This is a genomic window from Metapseudomonas otitidis, assembly GCF_011397855.1.
Classification (GTDB): Bacteria; Pseudomonadota; Gammaproteobacteria; order Pseudomonadales; family Pseudomonadaceae; genus Metapseudomonas; species Metapseudomonas otitidis.
On sequence record NZ_AP022642.1, the window covers coordinates 106,453 to 125,195 of the forward strand.

General features: G+C 70.8%; 17 protein-coding genes. 8 read left to right on the forward strand and 9 right to left on the reverse strand.

The window, feature by feature from the left end:
• Entirely contained in the window at nucleotides 1–1,788 is a 1,788-nt protein-coding gene (locus PotMrB4_RS00545) for a KinB sensor domain-containing domain (RefSeq protein WP_044406237.1), read from the reverse strand.
• A complete protein-coding gene (algB, locus tag PotMrB4_RS00550; protein ID WP_044406239.1) occupies nucleotides 1,785–3,134 on the reverse strand; it encodes a sigma-54-dependent response regulator transcription factor AlgB in 1,350 nt (449 codons plus the stop codon). The genes PotMrB4_RS00545 and algB overlap by 4 nt, the downstream gene beginning before the upstream one ends.
• A 285-nt stretch (nucleotides 3,135–3,419) precedes the next feature.
• Here algB and PotMrB4_RS00555 point away from each other — a divergent pair, with 285 nt between their 5' ends.
• The 6 genes from PotMrB4_RS00555 (at nucleotide 3,420) to PotMrB4_RS00580 (ending at nucleotide 6,547) form a co-directional block, all read left to right on the forward strand.
• A complete protein-coding gene (locus PotMrB4_RS00555) occupies nucleotides 3,420–3,854 on the forward strand; it encodes a ferritin-like domain-containing protein (protein WP_044406241.1) in 435 nt (144 codons plus the stop codon).
• A gap of 40 nt (nucleotides 3,855–3,894) precedes the next feature.
• A complete protein-coding gene (locus PotMrB4_RS00560) occupies nucleotides 3,895–4,158 on the forward strand; it encodes a hypothetical protein (RefSeq protein ID WP_044406243.1) in 264 nt (87 codons plus the stop codon).
• A 17-nt stretch (nucleotides 4,159–4,175) separates the two neighbouring features.
• Nucleotides 4,176–4,382 (forward strand): hypothetical protein, encoded by a 207-nt coding sequence (locus PotMrB4_RS00565; RefSeq protein WP_074969975.1) that lies wholly within the window; start codon nucleotides 4,176–4,178, stop codon nucleotides 4,380–4,382.
• A gap of 28 nt (nucleotides 4,383–4,410) precedes the next feature.
• Nucleotides 4,411–4,572 carry a DUF1328 domain-containing protein gene (locus PotMrB4_RS00570; protein ID WP_044406249.1) on the forward strand — a complete coding sequence of 54 codons (162 nt, stop codon included), beginning with the start codon at nucleotides 4,411–4,413 and terminating at the stop codon, nucleotides 4,570–4,572.
• Nucleotides 4,573–4,581: 9 nt separating this feature from the next.
• Nucleotides 4,582–5,046 (forward strand): inhibitor of vertebrate lysozyme family protein, encoded by a 465-nt coding sequence (locus PotMrB4_RS00575; protein WP_142013126.1) that lies wholly within the window; start codon nucleotides 4,582–4,584, stop codon nucleotides 5,044–5,046.
• 274 nt (nucleotides 5,047–5,320) lie between these two features.
• Complete coding sequence (locus PotMrB4_RS00580) at nucleotides 5,321–6,547, forward strand: nucleoside recognition domain-containing protein (protein ID WP_172432250.1); 1,227 nt, start codon at nucleotides 5,321–5,323, stop codon at nucleotides 6,545–6,547.
• Nucleotides 6,548–6,837: 290 nt separating this feature from the next.
• Here the strand turns inward: PotMrB4_RS00580 and PotMrB4_RS00585 are convergent, their stop codons facing one another.
• The 5 genes from PotMrB4_RS00585 to PotMrB4_RS00605 all read right to left on the reverse strand — a co-directional run bounded on the left by PotMrB4_RS00585 (nucleotide 6,838) and on the right by PotMrB4_RS00605 (nucleotide 13,670).
• Nucleotides 6,838–7,869 (reverse strand): DUF5924 family protein, encoded by a 1,032-nt coding sequence (locus PotMrB4_RS00585; RefSeq protein WP_172432251.1) that lies wholly within the window; start codon nucleotides 7,867–7,869, stop codon nucleotides 6,838–6,840.
• A gap of 79 nt (nucleotides 7,870–7,948) precedes the next feature.
• Nucleotides 7,949–9,322: a M16 family metallopeptidase gene (locus PotMrB4_RS00590; RefSeq protein ID WP_172432252.1), complete on the reverse strand. Its 1,374-nt coding sequence runs from the start codon at nucleotides 9,320–9,322 to the stop codon at nucleotides 7,949–7,951.
• Nucleotides 9,323–9,391: 69 nt separating this feature from the next.
• Complete coding sequence (locus PotMrB4_RS00595; protein ID WP_142013124.1) at nucleotides 9,392–10,975, reverse strand: methyl-accepting chemotaxis protein; 1,584 nt, start codon at nucleotides 10,973–10,975, stop codon at nucleotides 9,392–9,394.
• Complete coding sequence (locus PotMrB4_RS00600) at nucleotides 10,972–13,203, reverse strand: putative bifunctional diguanylate cyclase/phosphodiesterase (RefSeq protein WP_172432253.1); 2,232 nt, start codon at nucleotides 13,201–13,203, stop codon at nucleotides 10,972–10,974. Before PotMrB4_RS00600 ends, PotMrB4_RS00595 begins: the two co-directional genes overlap by 4 nt.
• A 152-nt stretch (nucleotides 13,204–13,355) precedes the next feature.
• On the reverse strand, nucleotides 13,356–13,670 hold the full coding sequence (locus tag PotMrB4_RS00605) for a hypothetical protein (protein WP_044401429.1): 315 nt from the start codon (nucleotides 13,668–13,670) through the stop codon (nucleotides 13,356–13,358).
• Nucleotides 13,671–13,849: 179 nt separating this feature from the next.
• On the opposite strand from PotMrB4_RS00605, the gene PotMrB4_RS00610 reads away from it, so the two are divergent.
• Nucleotides 13,850–14,761, forward strand: a complete 912-nt coding sequence (locus tag PotMrB4_RS00610) for a bile acid:sodium symporter family protein (RefSeq protein ID WP_044401433.1) — start codon at nucleotides 13,850–13,852, stop codon at nucleotides 14,759–14,761.
• Nucleotides 14,749–15,696 carry an SDR family oxidoreductase gene (locus PotMrB4_RS00615; protein ID WP_172432254.1) on the forward strand — a complete coding sequence of 316 codons (948 nt, stop codon included), beginning with the start codon at nucleotides 14,749–14,751 and terminating at the stop codon, nucleotides 15,694–15,696. The genes PotMrB4_RS00610 and PotMrB4_RS00615 overlap by 13 nt, the downstream gene beginning before the upstream one ends.
• A gap of 11 nt (nucleotides 15,697–15,707) precedes the next feature.
• Here PotMrB4_RS00615 and PotMrB4_RS00620 read toward each other — a convergent pair whose 3' ends face one another.
• On the reverse strand, nucleotides 15,708–16,745 hold the full coding sequence (locus PotMrB4_RS00620) for an AraC family transcriptional regulator (RefSeq protein WP_172432255.1): 1,038 nt from the start codon (nucleotides 16,743–16,745) through the stop codon (nucleotides 15,708–15,710).
• A 42-nt stretch (nucleotides 16,746–16,787) separates the two neighbouring features.
• A complete protein-coding gene (locus PotMrB4_RS00625; RefSeq protein WP_044401442.1) occupies nucleotides 16,788–18,485 on the reverse strand; it encodes a Na/Pi cotransporter family protein in 1,698 nt (565 codons plus the stop codon).
• Nucleotides 18,486–18,743 lie beyond the last annotated feature (258 nt).

Consider the following 18,743-nt stretch of genomic DNA (forward strand, 5'->3'; position numbering starts at 1 on the left):
CTACACCGGCAGCGTCAGGTAGAACTGCGCCCCCTCGCCGGGGCGCGAATAGATGCCGATGCGCCCGCCGTGCAGCCGCACGATCTCCTTGCACAGCGCCAGCCCCAGGCCCACGCCGCCGGGGTTGTGCCCCAGCTGCACGAAGGGCTCGAAGATGCGCGCCTGCTGGCTGTAGGGCACGCCGTCGCCGTTGTCCTCCACGCTGAGGATCACCCGCTCGCCGTGGCGGCGTGACTGCAGGCGGATGCGCCCGTCGCGGGGGGCGTGGCGCAGGGCGTTGCTCATCAGGTTGTCCAGCACCCGCTCCAGCTGCGGCCGGTCCACCGGTACCCGGGGCAGCGGGCCCTGCAGGTCCAGCTCGATGGCCACCTGCCGCTCCTCGGCCTGGGCCAGGAAGCGCTCGCGCACCCCGCCGAGCAGCTCGTCCAGGTCGCAGGGCGCCAGGGTCAGGGTCTGCATGCCGTTCTGGTAGCGGGAGAAGTGCAGCAGGTCGTTGATCAGCCGCACCAGGCGCTGCATCTCCTCGTCCACCGTCTGCAGCAGGTCCGCCTCGCGGGAGTCCGGCGCCACCTTCACCCGCTCGCGCAGCAGGCCGAAGGCCATCTGCATGCCGGTCACCGGCGTGCGCAACTCATGGGAGGCGCGCAGCACGAACTCGTTGCGCACCCGCTCGAAGGCACGCTGCTCGGTCACGTCGCGCAGCACCATCACCGCGCCCATCACCCGCGCGTCGTCCAGGCTCACCGGGGTCAGCCGCCAGCTCAGCAGGCGGTGCTCGCCCTCGGCGAGGATGTCCAGGTCCGGGTGCACCTGGTCCAGCGCCTGGCCGGCCAGCACCCGCCGGGTGGTCTCTTCCAGCGCCGGCACCGCCAGGGCCCGGCTCAGCGGCTGGCCCAACTGCTCGGTGTCCCAGGCCAACTGGCGCTGCGCCACCGGGTTGGCGTGCTCGATGCGGCCATCGCGGTCAAGGATCAGCAAGCCGTCGTCGATGCTGTCCAGCACCGCCTTCAGCCGCCGCTGCTCGGCCAGCATCTTCTCGATATTGGTTTCCTTCAGCTGTCGCAGGGCCTCGGCCATCAGCCCGAAGCGCCGGCTCAGGGAGGCCATCTCGCTCACCGAGGAGAGCGGCAGGGTGACCTGGAAATCGCCCTGGCCGATGCGGTCCGCCGCCCGCGCCAGCGCCTCGATGGGCGCGCCGAAGCGCCGCGCGATGCCGTGGGCGGTCACCACCCCGATCAGCAGCACCGCCAGGGCCAGCAGGCCCAGCAGCCCGGCCACCAGCACCGCCCGCTCGCGGGTGTAGCGCTCGGAGGCCGACACGCTGTCCAGCGCATGGCGCTGCAGCTCCATCATCGCGTTGCGGGTGGCGTTCAGGGCCTCGCTGAAGGCCTCGTCGTCCATCGGCCGCTGGTCCTGTTCCGCCGCCACGGCAGACACCTCGACGAAGCGCGCGAAGCGCTCGGCGATGGCCCGGAAGCCCTCCCGGGTGGCTTCGTCCCGGGCGTTCATCAGGCCCTCTTCCAGCACCTTGCGGAACTGCTGCTGGGAGGCATGCAGCTTCGCCGCGTCAGTGTGTGGCGCGGTGATCAGCACCAACTGGTCGCCCAACTGGCGGCGCATCTTCTCGCCCTGGTCGATGGTGGCGAAGTTGTAGGCGATCAGCTGCTCCTGGGAGCGCGCCAGCTGCATCACGCTGGTCACCCCCAGCAACAGCCCCAGCAGGGCCACGGTGATCAGCGCGGAGATGCTGAGGAACAGCCGCGTGCGCAGCTTCATCGGGAACCTCATAGGCCGTACTGCTTGCGCTTCCGGTACAGCGTAGAGGCGTCGATGCCGAGCGTCCGGGCTGCCTGGTCCAGGGTGTCGCTGGTGGCCAGCACCGCCGCGATGTGGGCCTTCTCCAGGTCCTCCAGGCTCATGGCGGCGCCGATGCGCGGGGCGTTGTTGGCGCTCGGCGCCTCGCTCAGGCCGAGGTTGCCGACGTCCACCAGCTCCTGGCCGCAGATGATGCTGGCGCGCTCGATGACGTTGCGCAGCTCGCGCACGTTGCCCGGCCAGGCGTAGTTCAGCAGCGCCTCCCGCGCCGCCTCGCTGAAGCCCCGGGCCGGCCGCGCGTAGTCCTTCACGAAGCGCGCGAGGAAGCGCTCGGCCAGGCCCAGCAGGTCCTCGGTGCGCTCGCGCAGCGGCGGCAGGTGCAGGGTGATCACGTTCAGGCGGTAGAGCAGGTCCTCGCGGAAGCGCCCCTCGCGGACCATCTCGTCCAGGTTGAGGTTGGTGGCGGCGAGGATGCGCACATCGGCGCGGCGGGTCACCGCATCGCCCACCCGCTCGTATTCCTTGTCCTGGATGAAGCGCAACAACTTGGGCTGCAACGTGAGGGGAAAATCGCCGATCTCGTCGAGGAACAGCGTGCCGCCGTCGGCCTGGCTGACCCGGCCCAGGGTGCTCTCGCTGGCCCCGGTGAAGGCGCCACGGGTGTGGCCGAACAGCTCGCTCTCCATCAGTTCCGCCGACAGCGACGGGCAGTTGATGGTCACGCAGGCCTTCTTCGCCCGCTTGCTCCAGCCGTGGATGGCGCGGGCCAGCTCGCCCTTGCCGGTGCCCGACTCGCCGAGGATGAGGATGTTGGCGTCGGTGTTGGCCACCTGCCGGGCCGTTTCCAGCACCGCCATCATTGCCGGGCTCTGGGAGTCCAGGCCGTCACCGGGCTTGCGCACCTCGCCCTCCAGGGCTTCCAGGCGCGCGGTCAGCTGGCGCACTTCCAGCTGCTTGGCCGCCGACAGGCGCAGCTGGTCGGGGCTGCAGGGCTTGACCAGGTAATCCGCCGCGCCGGCCTGCATGGCGTCCACCGCCGTGTCCACCGCCGAATGCGCGGTGACGATCACCACCCGCATCCACGGCGCCTGCACGCGCATCTGTGCCAGCACGTCCAGGCCGTTGTCCTCGCCCAGGCGCAGGTCGAGGAAGCACAGGTCGAACACCTGCCGCTGCAGGATCGCCTCCGCCTGCGCCGCGCTGCTGGCGGTGGCCACGCTGTAGCCCTCGTCCTCCAGGCAGTACCGGAAGGTGCGCAGGATCGCCGATTCGTCATCCACCAGCAGGATGCGTCCGCGGGTTTCCGTTGCCGATGCCATGTTCTTGCTCCGCTGTGTCGTGTCGTTGTTCGAGGGCGCGTACCCCGCCATCGGGGCGGGACGCGTAGGGGGCCCAGGTGGCCGTCTGGTGCTTAGTCCAGGAAAGATCGTGCAAGTTGCAAGATGATTTCTTACACGGATTGCAGCCTGCATGCAGGCGGTATTTTCGGGGCGAGGCTAACTGACTGTTTTAAAAGGAAAAACGACTTTTTCAAAACCTGGCACAACGCTTGCGAAATCTCCTGTCGAGAGCGTCCGGAATCGCTCGGACCAGGAGAACGGAAGATGACCAGCACCACCGCACAACTGAATGAACTGATCGAGATCACCCGCGACGGCGAGCGCTTCTACCAGCACGCCATCGAAGAAGTCCGCGACCCCAACCTGCAGAGCCTGTTCCGCGAGATGGCCAGCGCCAAGACCGAGGTCATCCAGGCGCTCACCGTGCGCGTCGCCGCCAACCACGAGACGCCCTCCACCGGCGGCACCCTCATGGGCACCCTGCGCCAGGTCTATGCCGACACCCGCGCCGCCCTGGCCAAGGACGAGTACGCCGCCTACGTCGGCCAGCTGGAGCAGGCCGAGGACCGCATCCTGCACGCCTTCGAGGATGCCCTGGAGACCGCCGAACCCAAGGTCCGCGAGCTGATCGCAGTGGAAATGCCCAAGGTCCGCGCCTGCCACGACCGCATGCGCAGCCTCAAGCAGTCCATGGCCTGAGGCGGCCCCGTCCGCCACCTGTGCAGGGAGGAGAACCGGCATGAACCGTCCACAACCCCGTCTCGCGCTCATCGGCAAAGGCCTGCTGGTCGCCTTCGCGGTGTTCCTGCTGATGCTGGTGGAACACCAGCTGCGCAGCGCCCTCAAGGCCCGCGAACACCTGCCCGCGCTGCCCGCCCACATCGAAGTGGTGCCCACGCCGGCGGCGGACCAGCGCCCGGCCACCGCGCCGGCGGACGACCTGCACACCGTGGCGCAACAGCGCTTCCTCGAACCGACGCAGCAACCGCGCTGGGTGTTCTGACCCCAAGGAGCACGACCATGTGGACCCTGGCCCTCGTATTCGCCGCCCTGCTCACCCTCAGCCTGCTGGCCCTGGCCAGCGCCCTGGCGATGGGCAACGCGCTGCTGGAAAGCCATTACCTCAGCGACCTCGACCTCGACACCCCGGATCCCCACACGCCCCAGGACGAAGCCTCCGCCTCGTTCGGTGCACAGCACGACCTCGGCCTCGGCCTGGCGCGCTGAACCTACCTACCACGCAGGAGAACTCACCATGCTCAGTTGGGCCCTTACCTTCCTCGTCATCGCCATCGTCGCCGCTGTCCTGGGCTTCGGCGGTATCGCCGGCACCGCCGCAGGCATCGCGAAGATCCTCTTCGTGCTGTTCCTGGTGCTGTTCATCGTCTCGTTCATCTTCGGCCGCCGCCGCGGCTAGGGAGGCCCGATGCGCACGCTGCGCCCACTCTGCGCCGCCCTGCTGCTTGGCCTTGCCGGCAGCACGGCGCTGGCCGCCGACACCGACGCCGAGTACCGCCTCAACGAACTGCTGGGCACCGACCCGCAGTACCGCGAGACCTGGCAGGACCTGGTGGAGGACGAAAGCCGCCTGCCCGAATGGGTGATGAACCTCAGCGGCACCGCCACGCCCATGCAGGCGGTCAACGAGGATGGCGACAAGTACCTGGTGGGCCAGCTGTGCGACAGCGCCGACTGCGCCCACCAGAAGCTGCTGGTGGCCTTCAGCTGGGACAAGGAGGACGCCTACGCCCTGCTGGTGCAGGTCCCGCCGGGCCTGCCGGCGGACAAATCGCCCAGCCGCCACGCCAGCCTGCGCTGGCTGGGCGAGCCGGACGAGGCCCAGAAGGCGATCCTCGACGCCGAGCTCCGGCGTGATCCGAACTGGTACTGAGCATTCAGACCACAGGCCCCGCAGGCGGGGCCACATGACCAGGGGGCCGGGTTGTTCCGCGTCGACAGGAGCGGCATGACCTAGGGGTACAGGGGGTACCTCCGCACAGGCGGGCCGGGTCAGGCGAAACCGACGCCGGGCGTTCCACACGGGACGCCCGGCGCGGCTCATTGATGTCCAGCCCACAGCTGGCCACCCGTCCGGCAGCCCTTCTGGCGCCGCCCCGATGCCCGCCGCTATCATCCGCCCCCATCGGATTCGAGGGACATCCCCCATGCTCAACGGCCTCTGGCTCGGCTTCTTCCTGGTGGCGGCAACCGCCGCAGCGGCACGCTGGATCGGCGGCGATCCCGGCGTCTGGGCGGCCATGGTGGAGAGCCTGTTCGCCATGGCCAAGCTCTCGGTGGAGGTCATGGTGCTGCTGTTCGGCACCCTCACCCTCTGGCTCGGCTTCCTGCGCATCGCCGAGCGCGCCGGGCTGGTGGAGCGCCTGGCCTGGCTGCTGGGGCCGCTGTTCCGCCGGCTGATGCCCGAGGTGCCGGCCGGGCACCCGGCGCTGGGGCTGATCACCCTCAACTTCGCCGCCAACGGCCTGGGCCTGGACAACGCCGCCACCCCCATCGGCCTCAAGGCCATGAAGGCCCTGCAGGAGCTCAACCCCAGCGCCACCGTGGCGAGCAACGCGCAGATCCTGTTCCTGGTGCTCAACGCCTCGTCCCTGACCCTGCTGCCAGTGTCGATCTTCATGTACCGCGCCCAGCAGGGCGCCAGCGACCCGACCCTGGTGTTCCTGCCCATCCTGCTGGCCACCACCGCCTCGTCCCTGGTGGGCTTGCTGAGCGTTGCCGTGATGCAGCGCCTGCGCCTGTGGGACCCGGTGGTGCTGGCCTACCTGGTGCCCGGCGCGCTGCTGCTGGGCGCCTTCATGGCGGTGCTCTCCGGGCTCTCTGCCACCGCCCTGGCGGCGCTGTCCTCGCTGCTGGGCAACCTGGTGCTGTTCGGGCTGATCCTGGTCTTCCTGCTCGCCGGGGCCCTGAAGAAGGTGCCGGTCTACGAAGCCTTCGTGGACGGCGCCAAGGAAGGCTTCGACGTGGCCAAGGGCCTGTTGCCCTATCTGGTGGCGATGCTCTGCGCCGTCGGCGTGCTGCGCGCCTCGGGCGCCCTGGAGTTCGGCCTGGACGGCATCCGCAGCCTGGTGGAATGGGCCGGCTGGGACACCCGCTTCGTCGACGCCCTGCCCACCGCGCTGGTCAAGCCGTTCTCCGGCAGCGCCGCGCGGGCCATGCTCATCGAGACCATGCAGAGCCAGGGAGTGGACAGCTTCCCCGCCCTGGTCGCCGCCACCGTGCAGGGCAGCACCGAGACCACCTTCTACGTGCTCGCCGTGTACTTCGGCGCCGTCGGCATCCAGCGCGCCCGCCACGCCGTGGGCTGCGCCCTGCTGGCGGACTTCGCCGGCGTGCTGGCCTCCATCGGCGTGTGCTACTGGTTCTTCGGCTGATCCCGGTTCCCCGGCGCTTCCCGGGCTGAAGCCCGGGCTACGGCGCTCCGCATCGAACCCGGCGCCCGGGCAATGATGGGCTTCGCACCGCTCAGCCCATCCTGCGTTTGCCGCCATGCCCGCTTCGTAGGGGGGATCGCGCTTCACCGATCCACCGTCATCATCGTGCCGAGTGCCGTCCGTAGGATGCGGTGAGCTCGGCGAACCGCATCGATCCCGGAGCCACCGTTCGTAGGGTGGGCTTCAGCCCACCGCCACGGCATCCCTCCGCCGCTGGGCCGTGGATCCGCTCAACGGGGCTTGGGCGGCAACGGGTCTTCGGTGACCTCGAAACGCAGGGTGCCGATCATCTGGCCGGCCTCGGTCACCACCCGCACCTGCCATTGGCCCACCGGGTTGGCGGGGAAGCGCTGCTTGTGGGTCCAGGCGCGGTAGCCGGCCTCGCGGCCGCCGTGGATGTCGAGGGCGATGCGGTCCACCTCGCGGCCCTCGAAGCGCCACACGTGGTAGATGCGCTCGTTCAGCCCGCGCGGGGCGTTGATCGCGGTGTAGGCGTAGAGGCCGTCGGCCCGCAGCTTGGCGGCGGAGATCTGCTCCACGCCCTGCCCCGGTGTGCGCTGGTTCATCTCCGGCGTCACCGCCACTTCGGTCAGCCACAGGGTGGCCGGCGGCACCATCACCCGGCCCAGCCAGCCGGCGGCGCCCAGGGCCAGGGTCAGCCCCACCAGGGCCAGGCCCCGGCGCAGGCTGCGCACGCGCATGGCGCTGCACAGGCTGAGGAACGACAGCAGCACGGCGATGCCCAGGGACCACTGGAAGCTCTGCGCCGTGGTCAGGTGCAGGATGATCGGCAGCGCCGTCAGCAGCACGGCGAACAGCGCCAGGGAGTGGTAGGCCAGGTACAGCCAGCGGCGCGGTGCCAGGGCGTTGTTGTAGACCGGGTCGGTGATGGAGAACAGCGCCGCCAGCCCCAGCACCCCGGTGAACAGGGCCTGGCCGCTGTTCCAGCTGGTGGTGATGAAGAAGAACGGCAGCACGAAGAAGAAGCTTTCCTGGTGGATCAGCTGGGTCAGGAAGCGCGTCAGCGCCGGCGGCAGCTCGATCTTCAGCCAGCGCTCGATGGCCCGGCGGAACAGGTTCTCCGCCAGCAGCCAGACCCAGCTCACCAGCATCAGCACCGCCACCACCTTGGCCAGGCGCGCACCACGGTCCACCAGGATGAAACTGCCCACCCCCGAGCAGAACCCGTACAGCGCCACCAGGCGCGGGTGGCGCTGGATGAAGGCGATGAGGGCGAACAGGCGGTCTTTCCAGAACGTCATGGCAGGGCGGCGTGGCAGGCGGGGGGGCGGAAGGATACTGCCGTCGGCCGCAGGCTGAGAAGCCGGGCCGACGGCCAGTTCAGCGCCGCAGGCGGCGGTGCAGCCACCAGCCGGCCAGGGCCAGCAGGGCGAGCAGCGCGGCCAGCAGCCAGGCCAGTTGCTCGTAGGTCAGCAGCGGTGCCTCGATGCGCAGGTAGCCCGGCTCGGCGAACAGCGCGCGGACGGTGCTGTCGACCTGCTCCGGGGTGACCTGGGCGAAAGCCTTGGCGGTGCTCTCGAAGCGCCCGTCCTGGTAGGTGCCGAGGGCGCCCCAGTAGTAGTCCGCCAGGGCCACGTCGCCCTGGGCGGCCCAGGCCTGACGGTCTACCGCCAGCCGGCGCAGGCGCTCGAAGCTGGTCCGGTCGACACCGTGCTCGCGCAGGCGCCGGGTGGTGTCCTGCAGCACCTGCACCGCTTCGTCGAGGTCCTCGCGCTCCAGGTCGGCGTTGAGGCTGGTGAAGCTCTGCCCGCCATAGGCGCGGCGGTCGGTCCAGGGGCCGTAGGAGAGGCCGCTGCGGATGCGCAGCTGCTGGTACAGCTCCCAGTCCAGGTAGTCCTGCAGCAGCTCCAGGGTGGCGTAGTCGGCCCCGTCCTCCAGCGGCTCGGGGAAGATCCAGTGCAGGGTGGCGCCATTGCCCACCAGCCCCTTGCGCAGGGTCAGGCGCGGCGCGGCCTCGGCGCTGATGGTGGGCAGCGCCGGGTGCTCGCGCACCTCCACCGGCGGCAGCTCGCCGTAGCGGCGGTCGAGGTAGGCGGGCAGGCGCGGGTCGAGGTCGCCGACCACGATCAGGGACATGTTGTTGGCGCCGTACCAGGTGTCACGCACATCCTGCAGGCGCTCCAGGGTCAGCCCCTCCACCGAGGGGCGCTCGGCGCACGCCAGGCCCAGCTCCACGGCGAGCTGCTCGTGGGCCTCGCGGCCCAGGGACTGGTGGTCCAGCAGGCGCTCCAGGTGCGAGTAGTGGCCGCCCCCCTCGCGCTGCACCACGCGCTTGGCGGCGGCGACGCGGCCTTCGTCCAGGGGCGTTTCGCGGAGGATCGCCAGCAGCAGGTCGAGGGCCTGGCGCTGGTTGCGTGCGGCCACTTCCAGCACGAAGGCGGTGTCGCTGTCGCTGGTGAAGGCGTTCCACTCGCCGCCCAGGGCCTGCATGCGCGCCTCCAGGTCGGCCTCGCCGTTGCCGGGCAGGCCACTGAAGAACAGGTGCTCCAGCAGGTGCGGCAGCTCTTTCTCGTCGCAGGCGAAGTCGTCGAAGCCGACCCCCACCACCAGGCGGATGGAGATGTGGCCCCGGTTCGGGGTGGGCTTGAGGATGACCTGCAGGCCGTTCTCCAGCAGGTAGCCCTCGACCTGGTCACGGTCGAAGGCGTGGGCCGGGGTGCCGAGCAGGAGCAGCAGGCAAAGCAGGTAGCGCATGGCGGGCGGGGACGGCGGCTGGCGGGAACGAAGCGCCGAGCATAGCGGATCGTCCGCCCCCGTGCCCGCCTACGACAGGCTGCGCCGCCCGCTCCAGAACTGCAGCGCCAGCTGCCGCAGGTTGACCGCCAGCCCCGCCACCTCGCCGGCGCTGTGGTGGCTGCACTGGCCGCTGGCGGCGTTCTGGTCGGCCGCCAGGCGGATGGCCTCCAGGCTGCGCTGGATCTCGTCGCCGGCGGCGCCCTGCTGCTCCACCGCGCTGGCGATCTGCAGGCTCATGTGGGTGATGGCCGCCACCTGCTGGTTGACCTGCTCCAGCGCCTGGCTGGCGCGCCGGGCCTGTTCCAGGCTGTCGCCGGCGCGTTCGCCGCTGCGGCGCATGGCCTGCATCGCCTGTTCGCTGCAGCTCTGCAGGGCGCTGATCATGCGGTGGATCTCGGCGGTGGACTGCTGGGTGCGCCCGGCCAGGGCCCGCACTTCGTCGGCCACCACGGCGAAGCCGCGCCCGGCCTCGCCGGCACGGGCCGACTCGATGGCGGCGTTGAGCGCCAGCAGGCTGGTCTGCTCGGCCACGCCCCGGATCACGTCGAGCACCTGGCCGATCTCGCCGCTGCGGGCCTGCAGGGTTTCCACCACCCAGCCGGCCTCGCGCACCTCGCGGTCCAGTTCGGCGATCCGCTCGCAGGTGGCCTGCACTTCCTCGCGGCCCAGGCGGGCGGCGTCGTCGGTGCGATCGGCGGCGCTGGCGCTGTGCTGGGCGCTGCGTGCCACCTCCTGCACGCTGCTGGCCATCTGGCTCATGGCGCCGGCCACCTGGTCGGTCTCCTCCAGCTGGCGCTGGCTGCCGGCGCTGCCCCGGCTGACCGCCTCGGCCAGGCGCTCGGCGTGCTCGGCCAGCAGGTGGGAGGATTCGGCGATGCGCCCCACCAGGGCGCCGGCTTCGGTCTCCAGCATCTGCAGGCACAGCGCCAGGCGGCCGAATTCGTCGTGGCGCTGGCAGTACACCGCCTGGCTCAGGGGGTTGTCGGCGATGGCGCCGGCCCGCGCCAGCAGGGCATCCAGCGGGCGCAGCTGCCAGCGCAGCCAGGCGCCGGCGGTGAGCACCGCCACCAGCAGCGAGGGCAGCGCGGCCCACTCGCCCTCGGGGGCCAGCACGGCGTGGGTCAGCAACCCGAGCACGCCACCCAGCAACGGGCCGCCCAGCAGGCGCAGGTGCAATGGCAGGGGCGGCGGGCGCAGCGGGCGCCCGCTGGACAGCTCGGCATAGAGCCGCTCGGCCCGGGCCACCTGCTCGCGGGTGGGGCGGGTGCGCACCGACTGGTACTCCACCACCTGGCCTTCGCGCACCACCGGGGTGACGAAGGCGCTGACCCAGTAGTGGTCGCCGTTCTTGCAGCGGTTCTTCACCAGGCCCATCCAATTGCGGCCGGCCTTGAGGGTCTGCCACAGGTGCTCGAAGGCCGCCGGCGGCATGTCCGGGTGGCGCACCATGTTGTGGCTGCGGCCCAGCAGCTCCTCGCGGGTGAAGCCGCTGATGTCGATGAAGTCCTGGTTGACGTGGGTGATCACGCCCTTCAGGTCGGTGGTGGAGAGGATGTTGGCGTCGGCGGGGAAGTCCACCGCGCGTCCGGTGACGGGCAGGTTGCGCTTCATCGCTGGGCCCCCTCGAAGGTGCGGCTGGGCTGGCCGTGCAGGCAGGCGAGGCTGTCCTCGCCGTCCAGCAGGCGCTGCAGATGGTCCGGGGCGCGCGGCTGGCTGAACCAGAAGCCCTGGGCGTAGTGGCAGTCCTCGTCGAGGAGGAAGTCCAGCTGGGCCGGGCTCTCCACGCCTTCGGCGATCACTTCCAGGCCGAGGCTGGCACCCAGGCCGATGATGGCGCGGGAGATGGTGCGCAGCTCGGCGTCGTCGGGCACGCCGGCGATGAAGCTGCGGTCCACCTTGAGGATGTGCAGGGGGAAGCGCTTGAGGTAGCCGAGGGACGAGTAGCCGGTGCCGAAGTCGTCCAATGCCAGGCGCACGCCCTGGCAGGCCAGCTCGCGCAGGCAGGCGAGGGTGTCGGCGCCATCCTGCATCAGCAGGCTCTCGGTGATCTCCAGCACCAGGCTGGCCGGGTCCAGCCCGGTCTCGGCGAGGATCGCCCGCAGCCGCTGGGCGAAGCCCGGCTGGTGCAGCTGGCGGCTGGAGAGGTTGACCGAGCAGCGCAGGTCGGCCTGGCCGGCCCGTTGCCAGGCGCGGGTCTGGCGGCAGGCCTCGCGCAGCACCCAGTCGCCTACGGCGAGGATCTCGCCGGACTCCTCCAGGGCCGGGATGAAGCGCGCCGGGGACACCAGGGCATCGCCCTGGCGCCAGCGCAGCAGGGCCTCCACCGCCACCAGGCGCGGCTGGCCCTGGTCGACCCGGCAGATGGGCTGGTAGTGGAGGAAGAACTCCTGCCGCGCCAGGGCCTGGGCCAGGGCGCTTTCCAGCTCCAGGCGCTGCTTGGCGGCGGTCTGCAGGTCCTGGCTGAAGCGGGCGATCTGCGCCTTGCCGGATTCCTTGGCGCGGTACAGCGCCAGGTCCGCCGCCTGCAGCGCGTCGATGGTCTGGCCTTCGGCCTGCAGGGCGGTGAAGCCGATGCTGGCGCTGACCACCAGGGTGCGGTCGTCCAGGTGCAGGGGCTGGTGCAGGCTTTCCAGCATGCGCTTGGCCACCTGCTCGGCATCGCCCAGGTGGGCCAGGTCGTCCAGCAGCACGACGAACTCGTCGCCGCCGAAGCGCGCCAGGTGGTCGCCGGGGCGCAGGCAGCGCTTGAGGCGCTGGGCCACCTCCACCAGCACGCGGTCGCCCACGGCGTGGCCGAGGCTGTCGTTGATCAGCTTGAAGCGGTCCAGGTCGATGAACAGCAGCGCCGCCTGCCGTGCGCCGGGCTTGAGCTGGCGCTGCAGGGCCTGTTGCAGCAGCTCGTCCAGGCGCAGGCGGTTGGCCAGGCCGGTGAGCGGGTCGTGGCGGGCGGCATGGCTGAGCTGGTGCTCGGTGGCCTTGCGCTGGCTGATGTCGCTCTGGGAGCCGGCCATGCGCTGCCCTTCGGCGACGCCGCGCACCTGCACCCAGAGGTAGCCGCCGGTCTGCTGGCGGATGCGGTACTCGTGGCTGAGCCAGGGCGCGTCGCCACGCAGGTGGGCGTCGATGGCCTGGCGCAGGGCTGGCAGGTCGTCGGGGTGGACGCGGGCGAACCAGGCGGCGCTGGTCTCGCCGAGGGCGTCCCGGGGCAGGCCGAGCATGCTCGCCCAGCGCTCGGAGACGTAGAGCCGGTCGTGGGCCAGGTCCCAGTCCCAGATGCCGTCGTGGGCACCGCGCAGGGCGCGGGCGAAGCGCGCCTCGCTGTCTTCCAGGGCCTGGCGCTGGGCGGCGCTGTAGGTGTCCACCGCCAGGGAGATGTCGAAGAACACCACCTTCAGCAGGCTGCCCAGGGTGCGGGTGGCGTCGCTGTCGCCCAGCAGGCTTTCGACCATCTGCGCCAGGTACAGGCGGTAGGCGCCCAGGTACCACTTCAGGTCCACGCCGACGTGCTGGTGCACCAGCCCCACGCGCAGCCGGTTGAGCACGTAGTCCGTGTCGTAGGGGCCGCTCCACAGGCGCTTGTAGTAGTCCAGCTGGCTGGCCTTGAGCCGGGCCAGGGTGGTCGGGTTGCGCAGGATGCTGGCCAGCGGCGGGAACGCCTCCAGGTGCGCATAGAGGTGCTCGACGAAGGCCAGGTGGACGGCCTCCATGGCGTCGGCATGGCGGTTCAGGCGCTCCGCGTCCAGGGCCTGCCAGTCCAGGTAGCGGCAGCGCTGGTCGATCTCGCGGTTGCTCAGGCCGATGCGTGCGCGCAGGCCTTCCAGTTGTCCTTTCAGCTCCATAGCGTCTCCCATGGATCACGGGCAATAAAAAAGGCGCCACGGGAGGCCGTTCCAATTGGAACGGCCTCCCGTGGCGCCTTGTCTTGCAGGCCCTTCGTCCTGCCCGGCAAAGCCGGCCCCCGCTGCCTGCGGGGCCTTCGCAGCGCTGGGTTTTACACCAGCGGGGCGGGGTGCGACAACTCTTCCCGCGCCTCTTCCAGGCGCCGACGCAAGTGCCCGAGTTCACGGGATTTGAAGGCATGGCGGGTGCGTTCGAGCACCGCGATGGCCTCGTCCAGCAACAGGCGCAAACGGATCGCGTCGCTCAAGGACGCGTCATTGAGCCAGCGGCAAAGTGGAGCGCGGGAGCAGTCGGCGGCGTCCTCGACGACCTCGCAGACAATGCCCATGGCCGGCAGCATGTCGCGCAGCAGGCAGGCCAGCGCGGGGTCGTTGATGGCGACGAGCGGTGGTTCGGAGCGGTCCATGGGCAGGGGCTTCAGGCTGATGGCAAAAGGCTACGCACTCTAGGCAGCGGCCCCTGGTCGAATATTGACCCGCGTCAGTCTGTCGCGATTCGCCATGACCGCTGGCCGGACCGGTCACTGCCGGCGGCCACGGGGGGCAGGTAGAGTGCCTGGCACAACGACAATGACAGGCGCCCTGCATGAACTACGACGCGAACCAGCAACTGGTGCTCGGCCTGGTGCTGGCGGTGATGATCTTCGGCGTGTCCCTGGAGCTGCGCACCGCCCAGTTCCTCGCCGTGCTCCGGCAACCGCAGCCGGTGCTGGCGGGCATGCTCGGGCAGTGCCTGATCCTGCCCTGGGCGACCCTCGGGGTGACGCTGCTGGTGGACCTGCACCCGGGCCTGGAGCTGGGCCTGCTGCTGGTGGCCTGCTGCCCCGGCGGCAACCTGTCCAACGTGATGACCCACCTGGCGCGGGGCAACACCGCGCTGTCGATGAGCATGACCGCGCTGTCCAGCCTGCTGGCGCTGGTGCTGCTGCCGTTCAACTTCGCCCTCACCAGCAGCCTCAACCCCGAGGGCGCGGCCTACCTGGCCGGGCGCCTGGATGCCCTGGCGATGGACCGCGGCGGCCTGCTGGTGAGCGTGTTGCTGCTGCTCGGCCTGCCCCTGGCGCTGGGCATGCTGGTGGGCAATTTGTGGCCGCGCTGGGCGACCCGGGCGATGCCCTGGTTCAAGCGCTTCGCGCTGCTGGCCTTCGTGGTTTTCGTGGCCGGCGCGGTGGCCGGCAACTGGCGGCTGTTCGTCGACAACCTCGGGCTGGTGTTCTTCATCGTGGTGCTGCACAACGCCAGCGCCATCGTGCTCGGCTGGCTGATGGCGGTGCTGGCCCGCCAGCACGGCGCCAACCGCCGGGCCATGGTGATCGAGATCAGCATGCACAACTCCGGACTGGCGCTGGGGCTGATCTTCGCCCAGTTCGGCGGTGAGCCGAACATGGCCCTGGTGGCGGCCTTCTGGGGCACCTGGCACCTGGTCAGCGGCCTGCTGCTGGTGGCGTACTGGCGCAACCGCCCGTTGCCCGAGGAGGTGCCGGCATGCGCGTCCTGATCACCGGCGGCGCCGGCTTCATCGGCCGGCAACTGGTGGAGGCCCTGGCCGCGCGCCACCCGGACTGGCCGCTGCTGGCCACCGACGTCCGCGAGTGGCCGGCACCCGAGGGCGTGGCCCGGGCCTGGCTCGACGTCAGCCAGGCCCGGGCGGTGCATGACTGCATCCGCGCCTGGCGCCCGGACGCCATCGTCCACCTGGCCTCAGTGGTGACGCCGCCGCCGGGCATGGACGAGGCCACCCTGCACGCCATCGACGTGGGCGGCACCCGCGCGGTGCTGGACGCCGCCATCGCGGCGGGCGTCGGGCAACTGGTGGTGACCAGCTCCGGCGCCGCCTACGGCTACCACCCCGACAACGCCGAGTGGATCGACGAGGACCAGCCCCTGCGCGGTCACGACGCCTTCGCCTACGCCCGCCACAAGCGCGAGGTGGAGCGGCTGCTGGCCGAGGCGCGCCGGGCGCATCCGCAGCTGCGCCAGCTGGTGCTGCGCCCCGGCACCATCCTCGGCCGGCAGGTGGACAACCAGATCACCGCGCTGTTCGAGAAGCCCAGCGTGCTCGGCGTGCGCGGGCACGACAGCCGCTTCGTGTTCATCTGGGACGAGGACGTGGTGGACATCCTCGTCCAGGGCCTGGAGCGCGGCAGCACCGGGCTCTACAACCTCGCCGGGGATGGCGCGCTGTCCCTGGCGGAGATCGCCGGGCTGCTGGGCAAGCCCTACCGGCCGCTGCCGGCGGGGCTGATCCGCCTGGTGCTGGGGCTACTGCGGCCGCTGCGGCTGACCCGCTATGGGCCGGAGCAGCTGGACTTCCTGCGCTATCGGCCGGTGCTGGACAACCGGCGGCTGAAGGCAGTGTTCGGCTATGTGCCGAGGTACAGCAGCCGCGAGGCGTTCCTGGCCTTTCTCGCTGCCCGGGGCGGGCGCCGCTAGCGCCGCCCCGGCTACGCCTTTGCCGCCTGGCGCCGGGCCTGGCGGTATTCGCCGGGGGTCATCCCGGTCCACTGGCGGAAGGCGCGGAAGAACACGCTGGGCTCGGAGTAGCCGAGCAGCAGGGCGATTTCGGCGATGGGCAGGTCGGCGTCCTGCAGGTGCCGCTCGGCCAGTTGCCGGCGGGTGTCGATCAACAGGTGCTGGTAGCTGCTGCCTTCTTCAGCGAGACGACGCTGCAGGGTGCGTTCGCTGAGGCCGAGGGCGCTGGCCAGGGCGGCGCGGTCGGGTTCGCCATGGGCCAGCTGGGCACCCAGCAGGGCCACCACCCGCGCCCGCAGGCCTTCGCTGGGCAGGCGTGCCAGCAGGGCTTCGGCGTGCTGGCGCAGCACCGCCTGCAAGGGCGGGTTGGCCTGCTTGAGCGGGGCCTGGCGCAGGCTCAAGGGCAGCACCAGGGCGTAGTCGGCGGCGTCGAAGACCAGGGGGCAGCCGAAGCAGGCCTGGTAGGGCGCCAGGTCGGCCGGGGCCGGGTGCTGGAAGGTGGCGCGCAGCAGGCGCAGGTCGTCCAGCAGCGGGCGCATCAGCCCCACCCAGAAGGCCATCAGCGCCAGCACCCGTGGGCGGGTGGCGGGCGCGTGGGGGTCGAGGGGGCGGTAGAGGGTCCAGAGCTCGTCGCCCCGGGCGTCCACCACCAGGGTGCCGCCCTCGCCCACCAGGCGCTGGTAGCGCAGTTCCGCTTCCAGGGCCTCGCCCAGGGTCGGGCTGCTCTGCAGCAGGTAGCCGAGCACGCTGAACTGCCCGGGGGCCAGGGCGCGGCCCAGGGCCAGGCCGGGTTCGGGGGCGTCGAGGTGACGGGCGATGCTGTGCCAGAGGGCTTCCTGCCGGGTGAAGGGGATGCGCGCGTCGGGGTCGTTGAGGTCGGCTTCGGCCAGGCCGCTGTCCTGCAATAGCGTGGCCCTGGGCAGGCCCAGGGCCACGGCGGCGTGCAGCACGGCCTGGGTCAGGCTGGCGCTGACCGAGGCGTGTCCGGAGGGGCTGGCAGGCGGGCTCATGGGCAGGATTCTGCCCAAGGCCGCGTCTGTCGGAAAGCGCTGTCAGCGGTGCGAGGTGATCTCCGGCGGGTAGGCCACTTCGACGTCGCGCTGCGGGTCGATGTCGTCTTCGTCCCGGGCGCTGAGCGGGGCCTCGGGGTTGTCCAGCACGGCGTAGGAAATGGCGCAGAACAGCGAGTTGAGGCGCTTCATGTCGCTGATCAGGCCCAGGTGCAGGGCGCTGGTCTCCATGCTTTCCACCACCTGCTGGTGCAGCCGCTCCAGGTGCGCATGGGACAGCCGTCGCACCAGCACGCGGAAGCGCTGCTTGGCGCGGCGCAGGCGCTTGGCGTTCTCCTGGTCGCCGTTGAGGAACACCGAGAGGCTCAGGCGCAGGTTGTCCACCAGTTGCTGGTGCAGGTCGCCGATGTCGGCCAGGCCGGCGTCGGAGAAGGAGCGCTGCTGGGCGGTCTTCTTGTGCTGCACGTCGCCGAGCATGCGCTCGATCAGGTCGCCGGCCTGCTCCAGGTTGATGGTCAGCTCGATGATCTCGGCCCAGCGCCGGCTGTCGCGCTCGCTGAGGTCCTCGCGGGGCATGCGCGCCAGGTAGAGCTTGATGGCGGTGTAGAGGGCGTCGATGTCGTCGTCCAGGCGGTGGATCTCGCGGCCCAGGCTGGGGTCGGCACCGCGCATCAGCGCTAGCAGGTGGTTGAGCATCTGCTCGACGATGTCCCCCAGGCGCAGGGTCTCGCGCACGGCGTTGGCCAGGGCCAGGCTCGGCGTGTCCAGGGCGGTGGGGTCCAGGTGGCGCGGCCTCGCGACGTCGGTGGGCTGCTCGCGGTCAGGCAGCAGCCAGTCGCAGAAGCGCGCCATGTAGGGCGTCAGCGGCAGGAACAGCAGGCAGCGCACGCTGTTGTAGAGCACGTGGAAGGCGATCACCAGTTCGGCGGTGGAGAACGGCCAGGTGTCCAGCCAATTGGCCAGCGGGCCCACCAGCGGCAGCACCAGCAGGGTGCCGGCGAGCTTGAACAGCAGGCTGCCCAGGGCCACCCGGCGGCCGGCGGCGTTCTGCGAGGTGGCGCTGATCATCGCCAGGATGCCGCTGCCGACGTTGGCGCCGATCACCAGGCACAGCGCCACCTTGAGCGGGATCACCTTGGCCGCCGCCAGGGTGGCGCTGAGCAGCACCGCCGCCAGGCTGGAGTAGGTGATCATGGCGAACAGCGCGCCGGTGAGGGCGTCGAGCATCACGTCGCCGGTCAGCGAGGAGAACAGCACCTTCACCCCCTTGGCGGTGGTGATGGGCTCGGCAGCGGCGACGATCAGCTGCAGCGCGAGGATGATCAGCCCCAGGCCTATGGCCACCCGGCCCATCTGGCCGAGGCGGGTCTGCTTGCGCGAGAGGAACAGGATCACCCCGAAGAAGATCAGCAGCGGCGACAGCCACGACAGGTCGAAGGTCAGCACCCGCGCCATCAGCGCCGTGCCGACGTCGGCGCCGAGCATGATCGCCAGCCCCGAGGACAGCCCCATCAGCCCCTGGGCGACGAAGGATGTGACCAGCAGCGCGGTGGCGTTGCTGCTCTGCACCAGCGCGGTGACGCCGATGCCGGCGGCGAAGGCCAGCGGGGTGCGGCGCATGGCGTGGCCGAGCAGGCGCCGCAGGTCGCTGCCGTAGACCCGGAGGATGCCGGTCCGCACGATGTGGGTCCCCCAGACCAGCAGGGCCACGGCGGAAAGCAGGTTGAGCAAGGTGAGCATCGGACCCCTCCTTCAAGAAGCCGGTCGCGCGCCGCCCCAATTGCCGGGCGGAGATCGCGACACGTTCCCGGGGCCCTGGCTGCCGCCATTCCCTGGCAGGTCCAGGCCCCCACAGACGAGGGCGCCGCGTGGCGGCGCCGTGACATCAGACTGTCACGCGATTGTCATGTTCCGAGGCGCATCGGGCCAGCCCCGCGCTGCGCGCATCCACCTCCCTGTAAGCCAGTTAAGTCGGCAATTCCTGTCCGCGCGCGGCGT